The 17,334-nt window shown below is 66.2% G+C and carries 17 protein-coding genes; 8 read left to right on the top strand and 9 right to left on the bottom strand.

Annotation, left to right across the window (positions count from 1 at the left end):
* Nucleotides 1-11: 11 nt before the first annotated feature.
* Together aroQ and C8D95_RS11350 are read right to left on the bottom strand one after the other, a co-directional pair.
* Complete coding sequence (gene aroQ / locus C8D95_RS11355) at nucleotides 12-449, bottom strand: type II 3-dehydroquinate dehydratase (RefSeq protein ID WP_109759295.1); 438 nt, start codon at nucleotides 447-449, stop codon at nucleotides 12-14.
* Between the two features lie 65 nt (nucleotides 450-514).
* On the bottom strand, nucleotides 515-862 hold the full coding sequence (locus C8D95_RS11350) for a hypothetical protein (RefSeq protein WP_109759294.1): 348 nt from the start codon (nucleotides 860-862) through the stop codon (nucleotides 515-517).
* A 143-nt stretch (nucleotides 863-1,005) separates the two neighbouring features.
* Here C8D95_RS11350 and gyrB point away from each other — a divergent pair, with 143 nt between their 5' ends.
* Nucleotides 1,006-3,423 carry a DNA topoisomerase (ATP-hydrolyzing) subunit B gene (gene gyrB, locus C8D95_RS11345; protein WP_109759293.1) on the top strand — a complete coding sequence of 806 codons (2,418 nt, stop codon included), beginning with the start codon at nucleotides 1,006-1,008 and terminating at the stop codon, nucleotides 3,421-3,423.
* Between the two features lie 22 nt (nucleotides 3,424-3,445).
* On the top strand, nucleotides 3,446-4,360 hold the full coding sequence (locus C8D95_RS11340; protein ID WP_109759292.1) for a sugar kinase: 915 nt from the start codon (nucleotides 3,446-3,448) through the stop codon (nucleotides 4,358-4,360).
* Nucleotides 4,361-4,367: 7 nt separating this feature from the next.
* On the opposite strand, the gene C8D95_RS11335 is transcribed toward C8D95_RS11340, so the two are convergent.
* The 6 genes from C8D95_RS11335 to trhO form a co-directional block, all read right to left on the bottom strand.
* On the bottom strand, nucleotides 4,368-5,909 hold the full coding sequence (locus C8D95_RS11335; protein ID WP_109759291.1) for a polyamine aminopropyltransferase: 1,542 nt from the start codon (nucleotides 5,907-5,909) through the stop codon (nucleotides 4,368-4,370).
* Complete coding sequence (locus C8D95_RS11330; RefSeq protein ID WP_109759290.1) at nucleotides 5,909-6,127, bottom strand: DUF350 domain-containing protein; 219 nt, start codon at nucleotides 6,125-6,127, stop codon at nucleotides 5,909-5,911. The genes C8D95_RS11335 and C8D95_RS11330 overlap by 1 nt, the downstream gene beginning before the upstream one ends.
* A gap of 10 nt (nucleotides 6,128-6,137) precedes the next feature.
* Nucleotides 6,138-6,299: a hypothetical protein gene (locus tag C8D95_RS22025; protein ID WP_164721525.1), complete on the bottom strand. Its 162-nt coding sequence runs from the start codon at nucleotides 6,297-6,299 to the stop codon at nucleotides 6,138-6,140.
* Nucleotides 6,299-7,567: a DUF4178 domain-containing protein gene (locus C8D95_RS11325; protein WP_164721524.1), complete on the bottom strand. Its 1,269-nt coding sequence runs from the start codon at nucleotides 7,565-7,567 to the stop codon at nucleotides 6,299-6,301. The genes C8D95_RS22025 and C8D95_RS11325 overlap by 1 nt, the downstream gene beginning before the upstream one ends.
* Nucleotides 7,564-8,103 carry a DUF4178 domain-containing protein gene (locus C8D95_RS11320; RefSeq protein ID WP_164721523.1) on the bottom strand — a complete coding sequence of 180 codons (540 nt, stop codon included), beginning with the start codon at nucleotides 8,101-8,103 and terminating at the stop codon, nucleotides 7,564-7,566. The genes C8D95_RS11325 and C8D95_RS11320 overlap by 4 nt, the downstream gene beginning before the upstream one ends.
* A gap of 131 nt (nucleotides 8,104-8,234) precedes the next feature.
* Nucleotides 8,235-9,146 (bottom strand): oxygen-dependent tRNA uridine(34) hydroxylase TrhO, encoded by a 912-nt coding sequence (gene trhO / locus C8D95_RS11315; RefSeq protein WP_109759287.1) that lies wholly within the window; start codon nucleotides 9,144-9,146, stop codon nucleotides 8,235-8,237.
* Nucleotides 9,147-9,218: 72 nt separating this feature from the next.
* Between trhO and pncA the strand changes: the two genes are divergently transcribed.
* Entirely contained in the window at nucleotides 9,219-9,824 is a 606-nt protein-coding gene (pncA, locus tag C8D95_RS11310; RefSeq protein WP_109759286.1) for a bifunctional nicotinamidase/pyrazinamidase, read from the top strand.
* 98 nt (nucleotides 9,825-9,922) lie between these two features.
* On the opposite strand, the gene C8D95_RS11305 is transcribed toward pncA, so the two are convergent.
* Complete coding sequence (locus C8D95_RS11305; protein WP_109759285.1) at nucleotides 9,923-10,417, bottom strand: hypothetical protein; 495 nt, start codon at nucleotides 10,415-10,417, stop codon at nucleotides 9,923-9,925.
* Nucleotides 10,418-10,598: 181 nt separating this feature from the next.
* Here C8D95_RS11305 and C8D95_RS11300 point away from each other — a divergent pair, with 181 nt between their 5' ends.
* The 5 genes from C8D95_RS11300 to C8D95_RS11280 all read left to right on the top strand — a co-directional run bounded on the left by C8D95_RS11300 (nucleotide 10,599) and on the right by C8D95_RS11280 (nucleotide 17,316).
* On the top strand, nucleotides 10,599-11,819 hold the full coding sequence (locus C8D95_RS11300) for an NADP-dependent isocitrate dehydrogenase (protein WP_109759284.1): 1,221 nt from the start codon (nucleotides 10,599-10,601) through the stop codon (nucleotides 11,817-11,819).
* A gap of 78 nt (nucleotides 11,820-11,897) precedes the next feature.
* The gene (locus tag C8D95_RS11295; RefSeq protein WP_241239755.1) at nucleotides 11,898-13,109 is read left to right on the top strand and encodes an MFS transporter; all 1,212 of its coding nucleotides are present in this window, start codon (nucleotides 11,898-11,900) and stop codon (nucleotides 13,107-13,109) included.
* A 70-nt stretch (nucleotides 13,110-13,179) separates the two neighbouring features.
* A complete protein-coding gene (gene deoC, locus C8D95_RS11290; protein WP_109759283.1) occupies nucleotides 13,180-14,181 on the top strand; it encodes a deoxyribose-phosphate aldolase in 1,002 nt (333 codons plus the stop codon).
* A gap of 3 nt (nucleotides 14,182-14,184) precedes the next feature.
* Nucleotides 14,185-16,521: an aldehyde dehydrogenase family protein gene (locus C8D95_RS11285; RefSeq protein ID WP_109759282.1), complete on the top strand. Its 2,337-nt coding sequence runs from the start codon at nucleotides 14,185-14,187 to the stop codon at nucleotides 16,519-16,521.
* A gap of 63 nt (nucleotides 16,522-16,584) precedes the next feature.
* The gene (locus tag C8D95_RS11280) at nucleotides 16,585-17,316 is read left to right on the top strand and encodes a dienelactone hydrolase family protein (RefSeq protein ID WP_109759281.1); all 732 of its coding nucleotides are present in this window, start codon (nucleotides 16,585-16,587) and stop codon (nucleotides 17,314-17,316) included.
* Nucleotides 17,317-17,334 lie beyond the last annotated feature (18 nt).

Raw genomic sequence — 17,334 nt, 5'->3', positions numbered from 1 at the left:
CCCTGCGCCGATCAGGCCAGAAGCCGCGCGATCCGCTCCACTCCGAAGATGTATCCCTGGATGCCGCAGCCCGCGATTACGGCGTCGGCGCGCAGCGAGACGTAGGAATGGTGACGGAAGCTTTCGCGCTTGTGGACGTTCGAGATGTGAACCTCGATCACCGGACCTTCGAAGGTGTGCAGCGCGTCCAGTATCGCGACGGAGGTATGCGTATAGGCGCCCGGATTTATGACGATCCCGACCGCCGCCTCGCGCGCCTCGTGGATGAAGTCGACGATCCCGCCCTCGTGGTTCGACTGCCGCAGATCGACCGAGAGCCCATGTGGCTCGGCGGCGGCCGCGCAAAGTCGCCGCACGTCGTCCAGCGTGTCGGACCCGTAGATCTCGGGCTGGCGCTTGCCCAGAAGGTTCAGGTTGGGACCGTTCAGGATGAAGATCGTCTTGCTCATGGCCGAGGCTTAGCGCAGGCCCTGCGCCCTGCACAGGGAGGACATGACGAAAAGGCATACGGGTGTCACTTCAGCGCGACGGGATGCCGGGCCTCACCCCAGCCTTCCCGCGTCGTACGCGCCTCGACATAGACCGTCGCGAGCCCGTCCGGAATCGTGACACCGGAAAGCGACCGGGTGAATGGCTGCTCGTCGACGTGCGGGTGCAGAAGCACCCTCGTTCCCAGTTCGATGCCGTCCCCGGTCACGATGCGCCAGCCGTCCGCATAGTCGTCCCACCCCGTGTCGCCGTGGGACAGAGTCACCTCGAAGGTCCACGTTCCGCCGGTCCTTGCCGCCGTCGCGCCCTCGATCACAGCGTCGTCGGCGAAGGCCGCTGCGGGCAGGAATGCAAGGGGAAGGAGGCGTCTCATCGCATCACCCTAGCAGGCCCGACGAGGCGCTGCGGACACGCCTGCGTGACTCTCGGCCATCCCTACCAAATCTTGTGGCCCGCGCGTGACAATGCCGGTCAAAACGACTATATTTACAAGGAAAAACACAAGGAACGAACGGCATGGCAGAGGCCGCACCGGCGCGGGAAGAATATGGCGCCGATTCCATCAAGGTTCTCAGAGGGTTGGAGGCGGTTCGGAAGCGCCCCGGCATGTATATCGGCGACACCGACGACGGCTCGGGCCTCCACCATATGGTCTACGAGTGCGTCGACAACGGTATCGACGAGGCGCTGGCGGGTCACGCAGACCATGTAACCGTCACGGTCCACGCCGACGACAGCGTTTCCGTCTCGGACAACGGTCGCGGCATTCCGGTCGATGTGCACGCCGAGGAAGGCGTCTCGGCGGCCGAGGTCATCATGACCCAGCTCCACGCGGGCGGGAAGTTCGACCAGAACAGCTACAAGGTGTCGGGCGGCCTGCACGGCGTCGGCGTTTCGGTCGTGAACGCATTGTCGGAATGGCTGGAGCTGCGGATCTGGCGGAACGGCAAGGAACACTATGCCCGCTTCGAGGGTGGCTTCACCGTCGAGCATCTGCGCGTCGTCGGCGATGCCAACGGCCGCAAGGGCACCGAGGTCCGCTTCCTCGCCTCGACGAAGACCTTCTCGAACCTCGACTACGTCTACAAGACGCTGGAAAACCGCCTGCGTGAGCTTGCCTTCCTCAACTCGGGCGTCCGCATCAAGCTTCGCGACGAGCGTCACGGCGAGCCGATGGAGAGCGAGTTCTTCTATGACGGGGGTGTGCGCGAGTTCGTCCGCTACCTCGACCGCTCGAAGTCGCCGCTGATCGAGGAGCCGATCTTCATCATCGGCGAACGCGACGGGATCACCGTCGAAGTCGCGATGTGGTGGAACGACGGATATCACGAGAACGTCCTTCCGTTCACGAACAACATTCCTCAGCGCGATGGCGGTACGCACCTCGCCGGATTCCGCGGGGCTCTGACCCGCACGCTCAACCACTATGCCGGCCAGTCCGGAGCGGCACGGCGCGAGAAGATCAGCTTCACCGGCGACGACGCGCGCGAAGGTCTGACCTGCGTTCTGTCGGTGAAGGTCCCGGATCCCAAGTTCAGTTCCCAGACCAAGGACAAGCTTGTCTCCTCGGAAGTCCGGCCCGCGGTCGAGGGTCTGATGAACGAGAAGCTGTCGGAGTGGTTCGAAGAGAACCCCGGACCCGCCAAGGTAATCGTCTCGAAGATCATCGAGGCTGCGCTGGCCCGCGAGGCAGCCCGCAAGGCGCGCGAGATGACCCGCAAGAAGTCCGCACTGGATATCGCGTCGCTGCCCGGAAAGCTGGCCGACTGCCAGGAGAAGGAGCCCGAGAAGCGCGAGATCTTCCTCGTCGAGGGCGACAGCGCCGGGGGATCCGCGAAGCAGGGTCGCGCTCGTCTCAACCAGGCCGTTCTTCCACTGCGCGGCAAGATCCTGAACGTCGAACGCGCGCGCTTCGACCGGATGCTGTCCTCTCAGGAGATCGGCACGCTGATCACCGCGCTCGGCACCGGCATCGGCCGCGACGAGTTCGACATCTCGAAGCTGCGGTACCACAAGATCGTCATCATGACGGATGCCGACGTCGACGGGGCGCACATCCGCACCCTGCTGCTGACCTTCTTCTTCCGTCAGATGCCACAGGTCATCGACGGGGGCTTCCTCTACATCGCGCAGCCGCCGCTCTACAAGGTCAGCCGCGGCAAGTCCGAGGTCTATCTCAAGGACCAGGCCGCTCTCGACGACTACCTGATCGAGATGGGCGTTGACGGCGCGATCCTGAAACTGGGCTCCGGCGAGGAGATCTCGGGTCAGGACCTTCTGCGTGTGGTCGAGGAGGCGCGGCAGGTGAAGCGCGTGATCCAGTCCTTCCCGACGCATTACCCGGCGTCGATCCTGGAGCAGTCGGCCATCGCCGGGGCGTTCCGCAGCGGGCAGGTCGACAGCGACCTTCAAGGGACGGCACAAGCGATCGCCACTCGTCTCGACCTGGTCGCGGTCGAGTACGAGCGCGGCTGGCAAGGCCGGATCACCCAGGATCACGGCATCCGCCTTGCCCGCTCGCTTCGTGGGGTCGAAGAGGTGCGGACGCTGGACGGACCCATCCTCCGGTCCGGCGAGGCCCGGAGGCTCGGGAGCTTCACGAAAGCGCTTACCGAGACCTATGCCTTGCCCGCCAAACTTGTCCGGCGCGACCGCGAAAACCTGGTCCACGGTCCCCTGTCCCTGCTCGATACGATTCTCGAGGAAGGGGAGAAGGGCCTGACCCTTCAGCGGTACAAGGGCCTGGGCGAGATGAACCCGAGCCAGTTGTGGGAAACGACGCTGGACCCCGAGGCCCGGACGCTGCTTCAGGTCAAGGTCGACGACCTCGCCGAGGCCGACGATCTGTTCACCAAGCTGATGGGCGACGTGGTGGAACCCCGGCGCGAGTTCATCCAGCAGAACGCGCTGTCGGTCGAGAACCTGGACACCTGAAGCGGCTCTGAAGGACACGCGCATGACCGATGCGGTCCCGGACATCCTCGCAATCGGCGAGCCGCTGATCGAGATGGTGCGCCTGCCGCAGCCGATCGACGCACGGCCCGCTTTCGTTCAGGGCTTCGGCGGCGACACGTCGACCGCCATGATCGCCGCCGCGCGACAGAAGGCGCGGACCGGGTACATCTCGGCCGTCGGCGATGACATGTTCGGGCAGGCCATGCTGGCGCTCTGGGACCGCGAGGGCGTGGACCGCTCTGGCGTCCGTGTGCGGTCGGGCGATCCGACCGGCGTGTGCTTCATCGACCCCGATCCGGCCGGGCGACGCTTCACCTACGCCCGCCGTGGCTCGGCGGCGAGCCTGTTCACGCCTGAAGACCTGCCCGAGACCCTTATCCGGGCGGCAAGGATCCTCCACGTCTCGGGTATCTCGATGGCGATCAGCGCGACGATGCGCGCCGCCGTCTTCCGCGCGGTCGACGTGGCGCGGGAGGCTGGAGTTCGCGTGTCGCTCGATGTGAACTTCCGTCCCGCGCTCTGGCCACGGGAGGCGGCGTCCGAAGCGATCCTGCGCGTGGCCCAGCGGGCCGCCATCATCTTTCCGTCGGACGACGAGATGGGCCTCCTCTGGGGTCTGACAGAGCCACGGGACATCGCCGACCGCTTCATCGACCTCGGCGCGGAAATCGTCGCGGTGAAGCAGGGCGCGAAGGGCGTCTATCTCGCAGAGCCGAGCAAGTCCCTCCACATCGACGCCGCCCCCTCGACGCCCATCGACTCCGCCGGGGCCGGAGACAGTTTTGCCGGGGCCTTCCTGGCTTGGCTCGTCGAGACCTCCGACCCCGAACGGGCTGCGCGCGAAGCGGTGAAGGTCGCCGCCGGAACCGTCGGCGGCCTCGGCGCCGTCGAGCCCATCCCCCGCCGCACGGGCTGATCCACGCTCAGTTCATCCAGGTGCGCCAGCCGTCCTCGTAGTAGCCGACGAGAGGGTGCGACAGGATGCTGTTCGGAAGCGCTTCGACCGGGCCGCTGTCCTTTCCGAACTGCGTCATGGCCGGCCACTCGGCAGTGTCATAGAACCGCAGCCCCTCCGGCAACTCCGCCGTCTCCGCAGGCAGGCGGCCCGTCGACGCCAGCAGGAAGCCCCAGTCGCCGAAGCTTGGCACGTAGACATGGAAGGGCGTGACGTGCAGCCCTTCGCCCGGAATGTCCGGGTTCGGCGTCTCGGCCAGCGTGCGCGCCACCGACCAGAACGCCTCACGCGCGAAAAGCGGCGATCCCGCCTGCGTCACCACCAGCCCGCCGGCGTTCAGCCGCCGCGTCAAGGGCGCGTAGAACTCGCGGCTGTAGAGCTTTGACACCGCGAAGTCGCGCGGATCCGGCAGGTCCAGTACGATCACATCCCAGCTTCGATCCGTCGCGCGCACGAAGGTCCAGGCATCCTCGTTCACTACCGTCACACGCGGGTCGGACAGGGACCGCCCGTTCAGCGACCCCAACTCGGGACTATCGCGAAACAACTGCGTCACGCGGGGGTCGAGATCGACGAGCGTCACCCGCTCCACGCCCGGCCAGCGCAGGATCTCGCGCGCGGCCATTCCGTCTCCGCCGCCAAGGATCAGGACCTCGGAGGGCCGCCCGACCCGGCTCATGGCAGGATGGATCAGCGCCTCGTGGTAGCGGTACTCGTCGCGGGTATCGAACTGGATCGACCCGTTCAGGAACAGACGGTAGCGGTCCTGCCAGCGGGTGACGACGATGCGCTGATAAGGCGTTTCCTCGGCGAGGATCACGTCGTCCTCGAAGAAGGCCGCGTCGGACAGCGACACGAGCCTGTCCGTCTGCACCAGCCCCGCGACACAGGCGACGAGACCCGCCGCCCAAAGCCCGCGCAGGCCCCAGCCGATCCGGTCGCGGAAAAGCCAGACCGACACGCCCGCCACGAGGAGGTTCAGCATCCCGAAGGTCAGGCTCGCCGCCATCAACCCGAGTTGCGGCACGATCACGAGCGGGAAGAGCACGGCCGCGACCAGGGCGCCCGCATAGTCCGCCGTCAGCACGCTCGACAGCGTATGGTCCATCGCCCGGCGGGCCTGGAGGATGCGCGTGATGAGCGGAATCTCCAGCCCCGACAGCGCTCCGATAGCGATGACGATGGCGAAGAGGATGCCCTGAAGCCCTTCGAGCCATCCATAGGACAGGAACAGGATCGGAGCCGAGAAGCCGCCGACCAGACCCAGAAGAACCTGGCTCAGGGTGAAGCCTGCCTCGGCATTGGTCACGAAGCGCGACGCCCAGGCGCCAAGCCCCATCGAGGACATGAAGATCCCGATGACCAGCGAGAACTGCGTGACGCTGTCGCCCAGAAGATACGACGACACCGCACCCGCGATCAGCTCGTAGACAAGCCCTGCCACCGCGACCGCGAAGGTCGCGGCCAGAAGCCACAAGGCCTGGCCGTCGCGGGACGAAGGCTCGGCCATCAGGAGAGGATCACCGCTCCGATCAGGATCGAGACCGAGATGAACAGCGACCCGATAAGGACCGCAATGGCCATGTTCTGGTCGTCCTCGATCTCTTTTCTCAGAGAGAAGGGCGTGAAGAATTCTATCGCCTTCCAGCTCAGGCCCAGAAGGACAAGCCCGAGGATGACGTAGAAGATGGTCGCCACCACCTCCGCCGGGTTGATTGCATCTAGCATCTCAGTCTCCTTATTTCACGCCGCCGCTGCCCACGTAGTATCCGCCGCCGGGCGAGCCGGTGCGGGTCGAGATGACATTGTTGGATTCTCCCCAGACCCCGCCGAGGGCCATGACCCCCGCAGCGCCGATGATCCCGACGACCAGAACGACAAGGACGATCCTGACAAGCATCAGTCGTCATCCCAGTCGCTGCCGGCCCACCTGCCGGACTGCGACAGTTTGCTCTGCGCCAGGAATCCCGCGCCGATCGCTCCGAAGAGGACGCCGGCCGCCACCAGCCACCAGGGGTTGGCTACTCCGGTCCGGACGGAAGCCTCCATCTGCGAGGCCTCGACGCCGCCCGTCCAGTCCACGTCAGCCTCGGACATGGCGAGCGAAAGGGTGTAGTTGCCTTCCTCGAGCCTCAGGCGGGTCCGGGCCTTCTGTGAGCCTTCGGACCAGTCGCTTCCGCTGTAGTATTCCACGCCGCGCTCGAAAGCCGCCACGGGTGCCTCTGCGTCGTCGACAAGCTCGGCCTCGAACCAGGCCCAGCTGTTGTTTGCGTTGGACCAGATGGTGATCTCGGTGAGGGCCTCGGCGGAGGTGACGGTGAACGGCAGTTCCACTTCGACCGACACGGGCACCTTGCCGCTGACGGCGACGGTTTCGCCGCGCAGCGACACCAGGAACGCCAGCGCAATCGACACCGCTGCCGCGCCAATGGCCAGGTTGCGCAGGAAGAGCTGGATCGGCGGCCGCTCGCGGACATCGAGGGGGTGCCGACGCCCTGGCTTCGGCATGCGTGCCGCATCGACGCCGAAGCTTGTCAGCAAGTCGGTCTGGTCGGGCAGGTGCGTCAGCTCATACTCGACCTCCGAGCCCGAGGCGAGGATATCGAGCATCTGCGTCTCGCCCAGAAGCGTGACGTAGTCGGCGGTGTCGTCCAGTGACGGACGGAAGTTGAACTCGCCTTCGATGAAGGTCGGTTTGGCACGGCCCGAGGCATAGTAGAGGAAACGTTCGCCTCCCAGCCGGACCGAGGGGCGCGTCTCGGACGTCTCGATCTGCCGGGCCGACACGAGGGCGGGCCGGGGGATATCGCGCGTCTTTCGCGTGAAGGTGACGTGCCCGTCCTCGACCGACAGCCAGGCGTAACCGTGCGTGGGCGAGTAGACTTGGTGATCGACCCAGGACCATGTGCGACCGGCGTGGTATTCCTGCCAGGCAATGGTCCCGATGACAGTGAAGTCGACGCCCCAGAGCGTCCCGTTCATTCCCAGATCGAAGGGCGTCCGGGGCCTTGGCATGTCGCGGAACTGCGCGACGACCTTGTAGTCGTCCTGAGCATCCAGCTCGGCGCCACAATAGGAACAGACGTGCGTCAACACACGCCCTCCGCCGAGAACGTCCAACCCGGCGCCGCATTGCGTGCAGTTCAGCTTCTGGAGCGTGCTCGTCATGCCGCCCGCAGGTCCCAGGGATCGAGCCAGACGCCGAAGGTCCAGGCCTCGCCACCCTCCCATTTTTCGAAGGTCGCGATCTGGCCGCCCGGTCCGGCGAGATCGAAATAGAGATGCGCCTCGTCGATCTCCAGCTCTTCGGGAAATTCGCCGCGAACCGCGAGGCAGACTGCCGTTTCCGCCTCGGTCACGCGGAATGTCTCGCCCCGGATCGTGACCGTCGCGCCAAGCGAAGGGCGAAAACCCGAGGGCCAGTCGCCGGGCGCAAGAGGCCGTTCGAGCGCATAGTCGCCCTCGTCTGCGGACAGCCAGTGACCCTCCCCCTCGCCGTCGAGACACCAGAACTCGTCCCACCAGCCACGGCCATAGCCGAACCGGGCGTGACCGACCGGCATCAGCGTCAACCCCTCGACCTCGACCTGTTCCCCGATCCGCACGAGCGAAGGCGCGTCCTGCATGACGCCGCCGGTGCCCGCCAGCTCCCACGCCTCGTCGCGCAGGACGCTGGTCGTGCCGCAAGGCGTGCAGGTGAACATCTTCGCATGACGAAGCCGACGAGGAAGCTCGGCGCCGCAATTTCCGCAATGATGTGTCGCCGGCTCTGCCATCGAAATGAAGTCTTGTACGATGGTCGGAAGATGGACGAGCCCTGCTCGAAGGGCAACCGCTAAGGCCCGTCGGATCCCATGTGCCGAAGCCCGCGCGTCTCTGCCAGCGTGACCTGCCGTTGCCGTTCCCTGAACCGCGCACGGTCATCGTCGTCATAGCTGTCCATGCACCTGTGACAGCTCACGCCCGCCTCGAAATGGGGATGGAGCGTCTCGGCCGGTGTCAGCGGGACGCCGCAGGCATGACAGAGGCTGTGATCGCCCTCGACCAGACCATGTGCGACCGAGACGCGACCGTCGAAGACGAAGCAGGCGCCATCCCACAGGCTGTCGGACTCCTGGACCTCTTCCAGGTATTTCAGGATGCCGCCGTCGAGGTGAAAGACCTCTTCCACGCCTTGCGACAGAAGATAGCTCGACGCCTTCTCGCAGCGGATGCCCCCGGTGCAGAACATGGCGATCTTCCGGTCGCGCATCCTGTCGCCGTTCTTCACCCACCAGTCCGGAAACTCTCCGAAGCTGCGGGTGCCCGGATCGACCGCGCCACGGAACGTGCCGATCGCGACCTCGTAGTCGTTGCGGGTGTCGATCACGACCACATCGTCGCGCGCGATGAGGTCGTTCCACTCCCGCGCCGGAACATGGGTTCCCACAGCGTGCGACGGATTGGCCTCGGGACGGCCCAGGCTGACGATCTCGCGTTTCACGCGCACCTTCATGCGGCCGAATGGCATCTGGGACGCGTGGCTTTCCTTCCACGACAGGTCGGCGCACCCCGGAAACGCCTTCAGATGCGCCAGCACCGCATCCACGCCCTCGCGCGGTCCGGCGATCGTGCCGTTGACGCCTTCAGCCGCGAGGAGGATCGTGCCTCGCACCCCTCCGTCCCGCGCCGCCGCCAATAGGGGCGCACGCATCGACCCCGGATCCTCGAAGGGCGTGAAGCGATAGAAGGCGGCAACAGTCAGCATGGGCGCGGCAGATACGCCGTTGCGAAGCGCCGTACAACCCGTAGTCTGGGCAGGACCAACGGAGACCGGACAATGAGGAAGGCGAACGAAGCGATCCTCGTCATCGACGTGCAGAACGACTTCTGTCCCGGCGGGGCGCTTGCCGTCGGGGGCGGGGACGAGATCGTCGCACCGATCAACGCGCTTGTCCCCGAGTTTCAGGTCCGCGTCTTCACCCAGGACTGGCATCCCGCCGACCACCTTTCGTTCGCAAGCCAACATGACGGCGCCGCCCCGTTCTCGACGACCGAGATGCCCTACGGCACGCAGGTGCTGTGGCCGGACCATTGCCTGATCGGCAGCGACGGCGCGGCCTTTCATCCGAAGCTCGACACCCGCAGCGCCGACATGATCCTTCGCAAGGGCTTCCGGCGCGAGATCGACAGCTATTCGGCCTTCTTCGAGAACGACCGGACAACGCCGACGGGTCTCGAAGGTTATCTCAGGGCACGCGGCGTCGGCGCCGTGGCGCTGGTGGGTCTCGCGACCGACTACTGTGTCGCCTACTCGGCGCTGGACGCGGCACGGCTGGGGTTCAGGGTGACGGTCGTCGAAACCCTGTGCCGCGCGATCGACCTCGAGGGGTCACTCGACGCCATGAAGTCCCAGATGGCCGGCGCCGGTGTGACGCTGGCCTGACGGTCGGGCCTCGCTACGGCACGGCAGAACTCGGCGCATCGGAATGAAAGCGGCGGACCCCGTCGGGCCCGCCGCCATCTCGATGAGTGAGGTCAGGCTCAGGCGGCGTTGCGGGCTCCCCCGAAGACGAAGTCCGACATCGGCGGGGCAGCGACGACGATCTCCTCGCTCCGCACCGGGGTCGAGACCGTCATCCTCGCGAAGATGCGCGCATTGCCGGACGTGGGCCGTGCCGTCTCGGCGGCCGCGAAGAAGGCGTCCATGTCGAAGCCGTTCCAGTCTGCATCGTCCGGAAGCGCGGCGACGATCCCCTTCAGCCGCGACAGGACCATGTTGCGGCGCGGCGCACTGTCGGGGAAGTAGAGCCCGGCTTCCACACCCGTATCGAAGGCATTCAGCGCAAAACCGGCCGCCACGAAGCAGTCGCGGACGCACTGGGACGCGCCAAGAAGTGCGTTGGTCGCCGCAGGATCGCGGAAGATCGCCAGTTCCCGGTCGAGAAGGTCCTGGATGCCGAACATTGCGGCAAGCGAGGCGTATCGTTTGCGCATATCGGCGGAAACAACAGAAAATATGTCGAAATCGTACTTCATGAATGTAGGTCCTGGTTACACACAACAAGCGTGAACGCCTCTTTAACCTTAAAGTTGGACGAGAACGGGGCGCACTTCGGGCGATTGAGGTACATTTTCGGACGGTGCCGCTCGCACACTTCAAATTCCGGTCCGACACGCGTAGGTCCGGCCCCATGCCACTCTTCTGGAGCCTTCCCGCATGACGAAGATCAAAGTCGACAACCCGATCGTCGAGATGGACGGCGACGAGATGACCCGCATCATCTGGGAGTTCATCAAGACGAAGCTGATCCTGCCCTACCTTGACGTCGACCTTCTGTACTACGACCTCTCGATCCAGAAGCGGGACGAGACCGACGACCGGATCACGGTCGAGGCGGCCGAGAAGACGAAGGAGGTCGGCGTGGCGGTCAAATGCGCGACGATCACGCCCGACGAGGGGCGCGTCGAGGAGTTCGGCCTCAAGCAGATGTGGCGCAGCCCGAACGGGACGATCCGCAACATCCTGGGCGGGGTGATCTTCCGCCAGCCGATCATCTGCCGCAACGTGCCGCGTCTGGTTCCCGGCTGGACGAAGCCGATCGTCGTCGGGCGCCACGCCTTCGGCGACCAGTATCGCGCCACCGACTTCGCCTTCCCCGGAGCGGGCAGGCTGACGCTGAAGTTCGAAGGCAAGGACGGCACGGTCATCGAGCGCGAGGTCTTCGACGCCCCCGACGCAGGTGTCGTGCAGGCGATGTTCAATCTCGACAAGTCGATCTACGACTTCGCCCGCGCCTCGTTCAACTACGCGCTGAACCTCGGCTGGCCGCTGTATCTGTCGACGAAGAACACGATCCTCAAGGTCTACGACGGGCGCTTCAAGGACATCTTCCAGGAGGTCTACGAGGCCGAATTCAAGGCGGTCTTCGATGAGAAGAAGATCTGGTACGAGCACCGTCTGATCGACGACATGGTGGCGTCGTCGCTGAAGTGGTCGGGCGGCTATGTCTGGGCCTGCAAGAACTACGACGGCGACGTGCAGTCCGACACCGTCGCGCAGGGCTTCGGCTCTCTCGGCCTGATGACCTCGATCCTCATGACGCCCGACGGGAAGGTCGTGGAGTCCGAGGCCGCGCACGGCACCGTCACCCGTCACTTCCGCCAGCACGAGAAGGGCGAGCAGACCTCGACCAACTCCATCGCCTCCATCTACGCCTGGACCGGCGGTCTGAAGCACCGCGCCAAGCTCGATGGCAACGACGCGCTCATGAGCTTCGCCGAGACGCTGGAGAAGGTCGTGGTGGACACCGTCGAATCCGGCCACATGACCAAGGACCTGGCGCTGCTGGTCGGGCCGAACCAGGGCTGGCTGACCACGACGGGCTTCCTCGACAAGATCGACGCGAACCTTCAGAAGGCTCTCGGCGCACGCGGATAAAATCGAAACGTGAATGAAACGCGGGTCGCCGAGACGGCGACACGGCCGAACGGTATGTTGCACCCGGGAGAGCGCAACATGCACGAAACGTCCATATCCCCCGAGCCCGGCTTCCGCTGGGTCGTCGTCACCGCCGCGGCCCTGCTGCTTGGCATCGCGATGGGTATGCTCGTCAACGGTCTCTCGGCCTTTGTCGTCCCGCTCGAAACCCACTTCGGCTGGGACCGGGCGGATGTCGCCGCCATAAACTCGTTCGGGCTGCTGGGCATAGCCTTAGGCGGCATCGCGATGGGCTTCCTCGCCGACCGTGTCGCAACCCGCACGATCTGCCTGGCCGGAGCCGTCGTGCTGTCGCTCTGCCTCATCCTCGCCTCCCGCGCGCAGGCCCTGTGGCAGTTCCACGCCCTCTTCTTCCTTGCGGGAGCCATCGGCGGCGGCGCGCTTTTCGCGCCCGTCATCGCGCTGGTCGGCGGCTGGTTCCGCACCGGGGCCGGTCTGGCAATCGGCATTGCATCGGCGGGACAGGCGCTGGGTCAGGGTCTGATACCCTTCGTCGCCGGCCACCTGATAGAAACGATGGGCTGGCAGGCCGCCTTCACCATCCTTGGCGCCTTCTCGGCGCTGACGCTGGTGCCCCTGTCCTTCGTCATGCGTCAGCCGCCTCCGGCTCCGGCCCCGACCACCGTTGCCACCGGGGGTAGAGCCACGATTTCCCCCGCGATCCTTCTTCCCGCCCTGTCGCTCGCGGTCCTTGGCTGCTGCACGGGTATGTCGACGCCGCTCATCCATCTCGTCCCGCTCATCCAGGGCGTTTGCGGCGTGGGCGCGGAAGCGGGAGGACCGCTTCTCATCATGCTGATCGCCGCGATCGGCGGACGACTGTTCTTCGGCCGCCTCTCGGACATCATCGGCCCGGTGCGTGCCTGGTTCGCCGCGACAGCGTGGCAGACCGTCCTGATGCTGGGCTTCGTGACGCTCGGCTCCCTGCAGGCCTTCTGGATCTTTGCGCCGATCTACGGCTTCGGCTACGGCGGTGTGATGACCGGAGTGCTGACCACCGTCAGGGCGCTGACGCCCGCCTCTCGCCGCGCCTCGGCCACGGGTATCGTGCTGGCGTTCGGCTGGGCGGGGCACGCCTTGGGCGGCTGGCAGGGCGGCGTCTTCTTCGACCTGACCGAGACCTACGTCGTTTCCTTCGCGGTTGCGACGGCAGCTGGTGCGATGAACCTCGCCATCGTGGCCGCGATCTGGATCGCCTTGCGGCGGCGGACCGTTGCCGCGGCGGCGTGAACGCTCCGGCTCGCTTCGCGACCCACGGTCACAGATTGCGTCCGGCGAACCTGCGTGCGACCCTTCCGACATGGCCGACACCGTCCTCTCTGCCGCGACGAAGGCAGCGCAGCTTCTGCCGCAGGTCCACGAACCCCGCAATCCCGGGATGGAGCTGGACCTCGATCTGGTGCGTGCGCTTCAGGCCAACACCTCGGCCATCGAACGTCGGGCGGCGACGCTGCCCGGACGGCGGTCGGTGAAGAAGGAATACCAGGCGGCCTGGCTTCTCCGCGCGATCACCATGATCGACCTGACCACGCTGGCGGGGGACGACACTCCGGGACGCGTCCGCCGGCTTTGCGCCAAGGCCGCAAACCCGGTGCGGGCCGACCTTCTCGACGCCCTCAAGATGCCGCCCGTCACCACCGGGGCCGTCTGCGTCTATCACGACATGGTCGAAACCGCAGTCGAGGCGCTTCAGGGCACCGGCATCCCCGTCGCCGCCGTGTCCACCGGCTTTCCTGCCGGACTCTCGCCCTTCCATCTGCGGGTGGCCGAGATCGAGGAAAGCGTGAAGGCCGGCGCGAAGGAGATCGACATCGTCATCTCGCGCCGCCACGTCCTGACCGGCGACTGGCAGGCGCTCTACGACGAGATGCGGACGTTCCGCGCGGCCTGCGGCGAGGCGCACGTCAAGGCGATTCTCGCCACAGGCGAGCTCGGCACGCTCAGGAACGTCGCGCGGGCAAGCTGGGTCTGCATGATGGGCGGCGCCGACTTCATCAAGACCTCGACCGGGAAGGAAGGCGTCAACGCCACCCTCCCCGTCAGCCTCGTGATGACGCGCGCCATCCGCGCCTACCACGAGTTGACCGGCCACCGCATCGGCTACAAGCCCGCCGGCGGCATCTCCAAGGCCAAGGATGCGCTGGTGTACCTCTCGCTGATGAAGGACGAGCTGGGAGACCGCTGGCTGCGCCCCGACCTCTTCCGCTTCGGCGCCTCGTCGCTTCTGGGCGACATCGAGCGGCAGCTTGAGCACTTCGTGACGGGCCGCTATTCGGCGGGATACCGGCACGCGATTGGATAGAACATGAACGTCCGCGACATATTCGAGACCATGGACTACGGCCCCGCGCCCGAGGACGCCTCCGAGGCGATGGCCTGGATCGAGCGGCACGGGGGGGTTTTCGGTCATTTCATCGGCGGCGACTGGACGAAGCCCGCCTCGACCTTCGCCTCGAAGAACCCCGCGACCGGAAAGCTTCTCGCCAAGATCAGCCAGGCCAGACCCAGGGATGTGGACGCCGCCGTCAAGGCCGCCCGCGCCGCTCAACCAGCGTGGGCCCGCGACGCCAAGGCCCGCGCCTGCGCGCTCTATGCCCTGGCCCGGATGGTGCAGAAGCACTCGCGCCTCTTCGCCACCCTCGAGACGCTCGACAACGGAAAACCCATCCGCGAAAGCCGCGACATCGACATCCCGTTGGTCGCCCGGCACTTCTACTATCACGCCGGCATGGCGCAGCTCATGGACGACGAGCTGCCCGACCGGCAGGCGCTAGGCGTCGCGGGCCAGATCGTGCCGTGGAACTTTCCGCTTCTGATGCTCGCCTGGAAGGTCGCGCCCGCGCTTGCAATGGGCAACACGGTCGTCTTGAAGCCTGCCGAATACACGTCTCTCACCGCGCTCCTCTTCGCCGACCTCGCGCGCGAGGCCGGGCTGCCGAAAGGCGTTCTCAACATCGTCACCGGCGACGGCAATGTGGGCGCGCTGATTACCGAACACGAAGGCATCGACAAGATCGCCTTCACCGGCTCGACCGAAGTCGGGCGCATCATTCGGCGCGCCACCGCCGGGTCGGGGAAGTCGCTGACGCTCGAGCTGGGCGGCAAGTCGCCCTACATCGTGTTCGACGACGCCGACCAGGATTCCGCCATCGAAGGCCTCGTCGACGCCATCTGGTTCAACCAGGGGCAGGTCTGCTGCGCCGGGTCGCGCCTTCTGATCCAGGAGGGCATCGCCGAGGACTTCACCCGCCGCCTCAAGGCGCGGATGGACAAGCTGCGCGTCGGCGATCCCTTGGACAAGTGCATAGACGTCGGCGCGGTCGTGGACCCGGTGCAGCTTCAGACCATCGAAGGTCTGGTGAAAGGCTCTGGGGGCGAGGTCTATCACGCCGCCTGCGAGATGCCAAAAGGCGGGTCCTTCTATCCGCCCACGCTCATCACCGGCCTTTCGACCGCCGACCCGCTGATGCAGGAGGAGATCTTCGGTCCGGTCCTCGTGTCGACCACCTTCCGCACCCCTGCGGAGGCGGTGGAGCTGGCGAACAACACCCGCTACGGCCTTGCCGCGACGCTCTGGACCGAGAACGTGAACCTCGCCCTCGACATTGCGCCGAAGCTTGCGGCGGGCGTCGTCTGGGTGAACGCGACGAACCTCTTCGACGCCGCCGCCGGCTTCGGAGGAGTGCGCGAATCCGGCTTCGGGCGCGAGGGCGGGTGGGAAGGCCTGCTCGCCTACACCAAGCCGAAGGCCACGGCGAGAAAGCTCCCCGCCCGCAGCGCCCCGCCATCGGAAACGACACCCGCCGACGACGCCATCGACCGCACCGCCAAGCTCTACATCGGCGGCAAGCAGACGCGCCCCGACGGCGGCTATTCCCGCGCCGTCCTGTCGCCCAAGGGTAAGGTCGTGGGCCATGTCGGCCTCGCCAACCGCAAGGACCTGCGCAACGCCGCCGAGGCAATGAACGCCGCGGCGTCATGGTCGAAGACGACCGGACACCTCCGCGCGCAGATCCTCTACTACATGGCCGAGAACCTGTCCGCCCGAACTGTCGAGTTCGCCGCCCGTATCGACGCCATGACCGGCAGGCGCGGCGGCAAGGCCGAAGTGGACGCCTCCATCGACCGCCTCTTCACCTGGGCCGCCTGGGCCGACAAGTTCGACGGCCGCGCCAAGGGCGTCCCGATTCGCGGCGTGGCGCTCGCCATGAACGAGCCCGTCGGCAAGATCGCGGCCTTCGCGCCCGACGACGCGCCGCTCCTCGGCCTCGTGTCGCTCGTCGGTCCCGCGATGGCGATGGGAAACCGGATCACCGTCATGGCCTCCGAACCGCATCCCCTGTCAGCGACCGACTTCTACCAGGTGCTGGACACCTCGGACGTCCCCGGCGGCGTGGTGAACATCCTGACAGGACCCCACGCCGAACTCGCCCCGCAAGCGGCGGGCCACATGGACATCGACGCGGTCTGGAGCTTTTCGACCGCCGACCTCTCGGCCATGATCGAGCGGGAGTCCGCAACGAACCTCAAGCGCACCTGGGTGAACCACGGACGCGCGCACGACTGGTCCGACGCGGCCGCCCATACCTTCCTCGCGGCGGCCACCGAGGTGAAGACGATCTGGATTCCCTACGGCGAATAGGTGTCCGCCCGCGTCATCGGCCCTACGTCTCCTCCCATGCAAACACTGACACGGGAGACACCCATGATCCGCCTGGCAATCGCCACCAGCCTTCTCGCCGCGCCTGCCTTCGCCGAGGAGGTGAGCTATGACGTCGACGGCGTCGCCCACACCGGCTACTTCGCGGCCGCCGAAAATCCGCAGGGCCTCGTCGTGATCGTCCACGACTGGGACGGCCTCGACGACTACGAGAAGGGCCGCGCCGACGAACTGGCCGGCATGGGCTACGACGCCTTCGCGGTCGACATGTACGGCGAGGACACGCCCACCGGAACCATGGAGCAGAACCGGGCCGCCTCGGGCGAACTGGGCCAGGACCGCGAGAAGATGCGCGCCCTGATCGCCGCCGGACTGGAGCAGGCCAAGGGCCAGTCCTCGGCCGAGAACCTCGTGGTGATGGGCTACTGCTTCGGCGGCGGCGTCACGCTGGAAATGGCGCGGTCCGACATGGCGGACGAGGCGGCGGGCTTCGCCACCTTCCACGGCTCGCTCGAGACCCCGGACGGCCAGAGCTTTGACGGCGAAGAAGCGCCGATCCTCATCATGCATGGCGGTGCCGACACCGCTGTGCCCCTTTCCGCGCTAACCGCGCTCACCTCCGAACTCGAGGAAGCGGGCAACACCTACACCGCCGAGGTCTACTCGGGCGCGCCTCACGCCTTCACCGTCAAGGGCTCGGACCGCTATCAGGAACGCGCGGACATGGAGAGCTGGGAGGCCTTCACCGACTTCCTCGGCGAAACCTTGGGAAGCTGAGGCCGGACAGCAAAACGC

It is taken from the genome of Silicimonas algicola (assembly GCF_003148765.1).
GTDB lineage: Bacteria > Pseudomonadota > Alphaproteobacteria > Rhodobacterales > Rhodobacteraceae > Silicimonas > Silicimonas algicola.
Note: the sequence above shows the minus strand (reverse complement) of the source record. Positions and strands in the feature narration are given on the sequence as shown.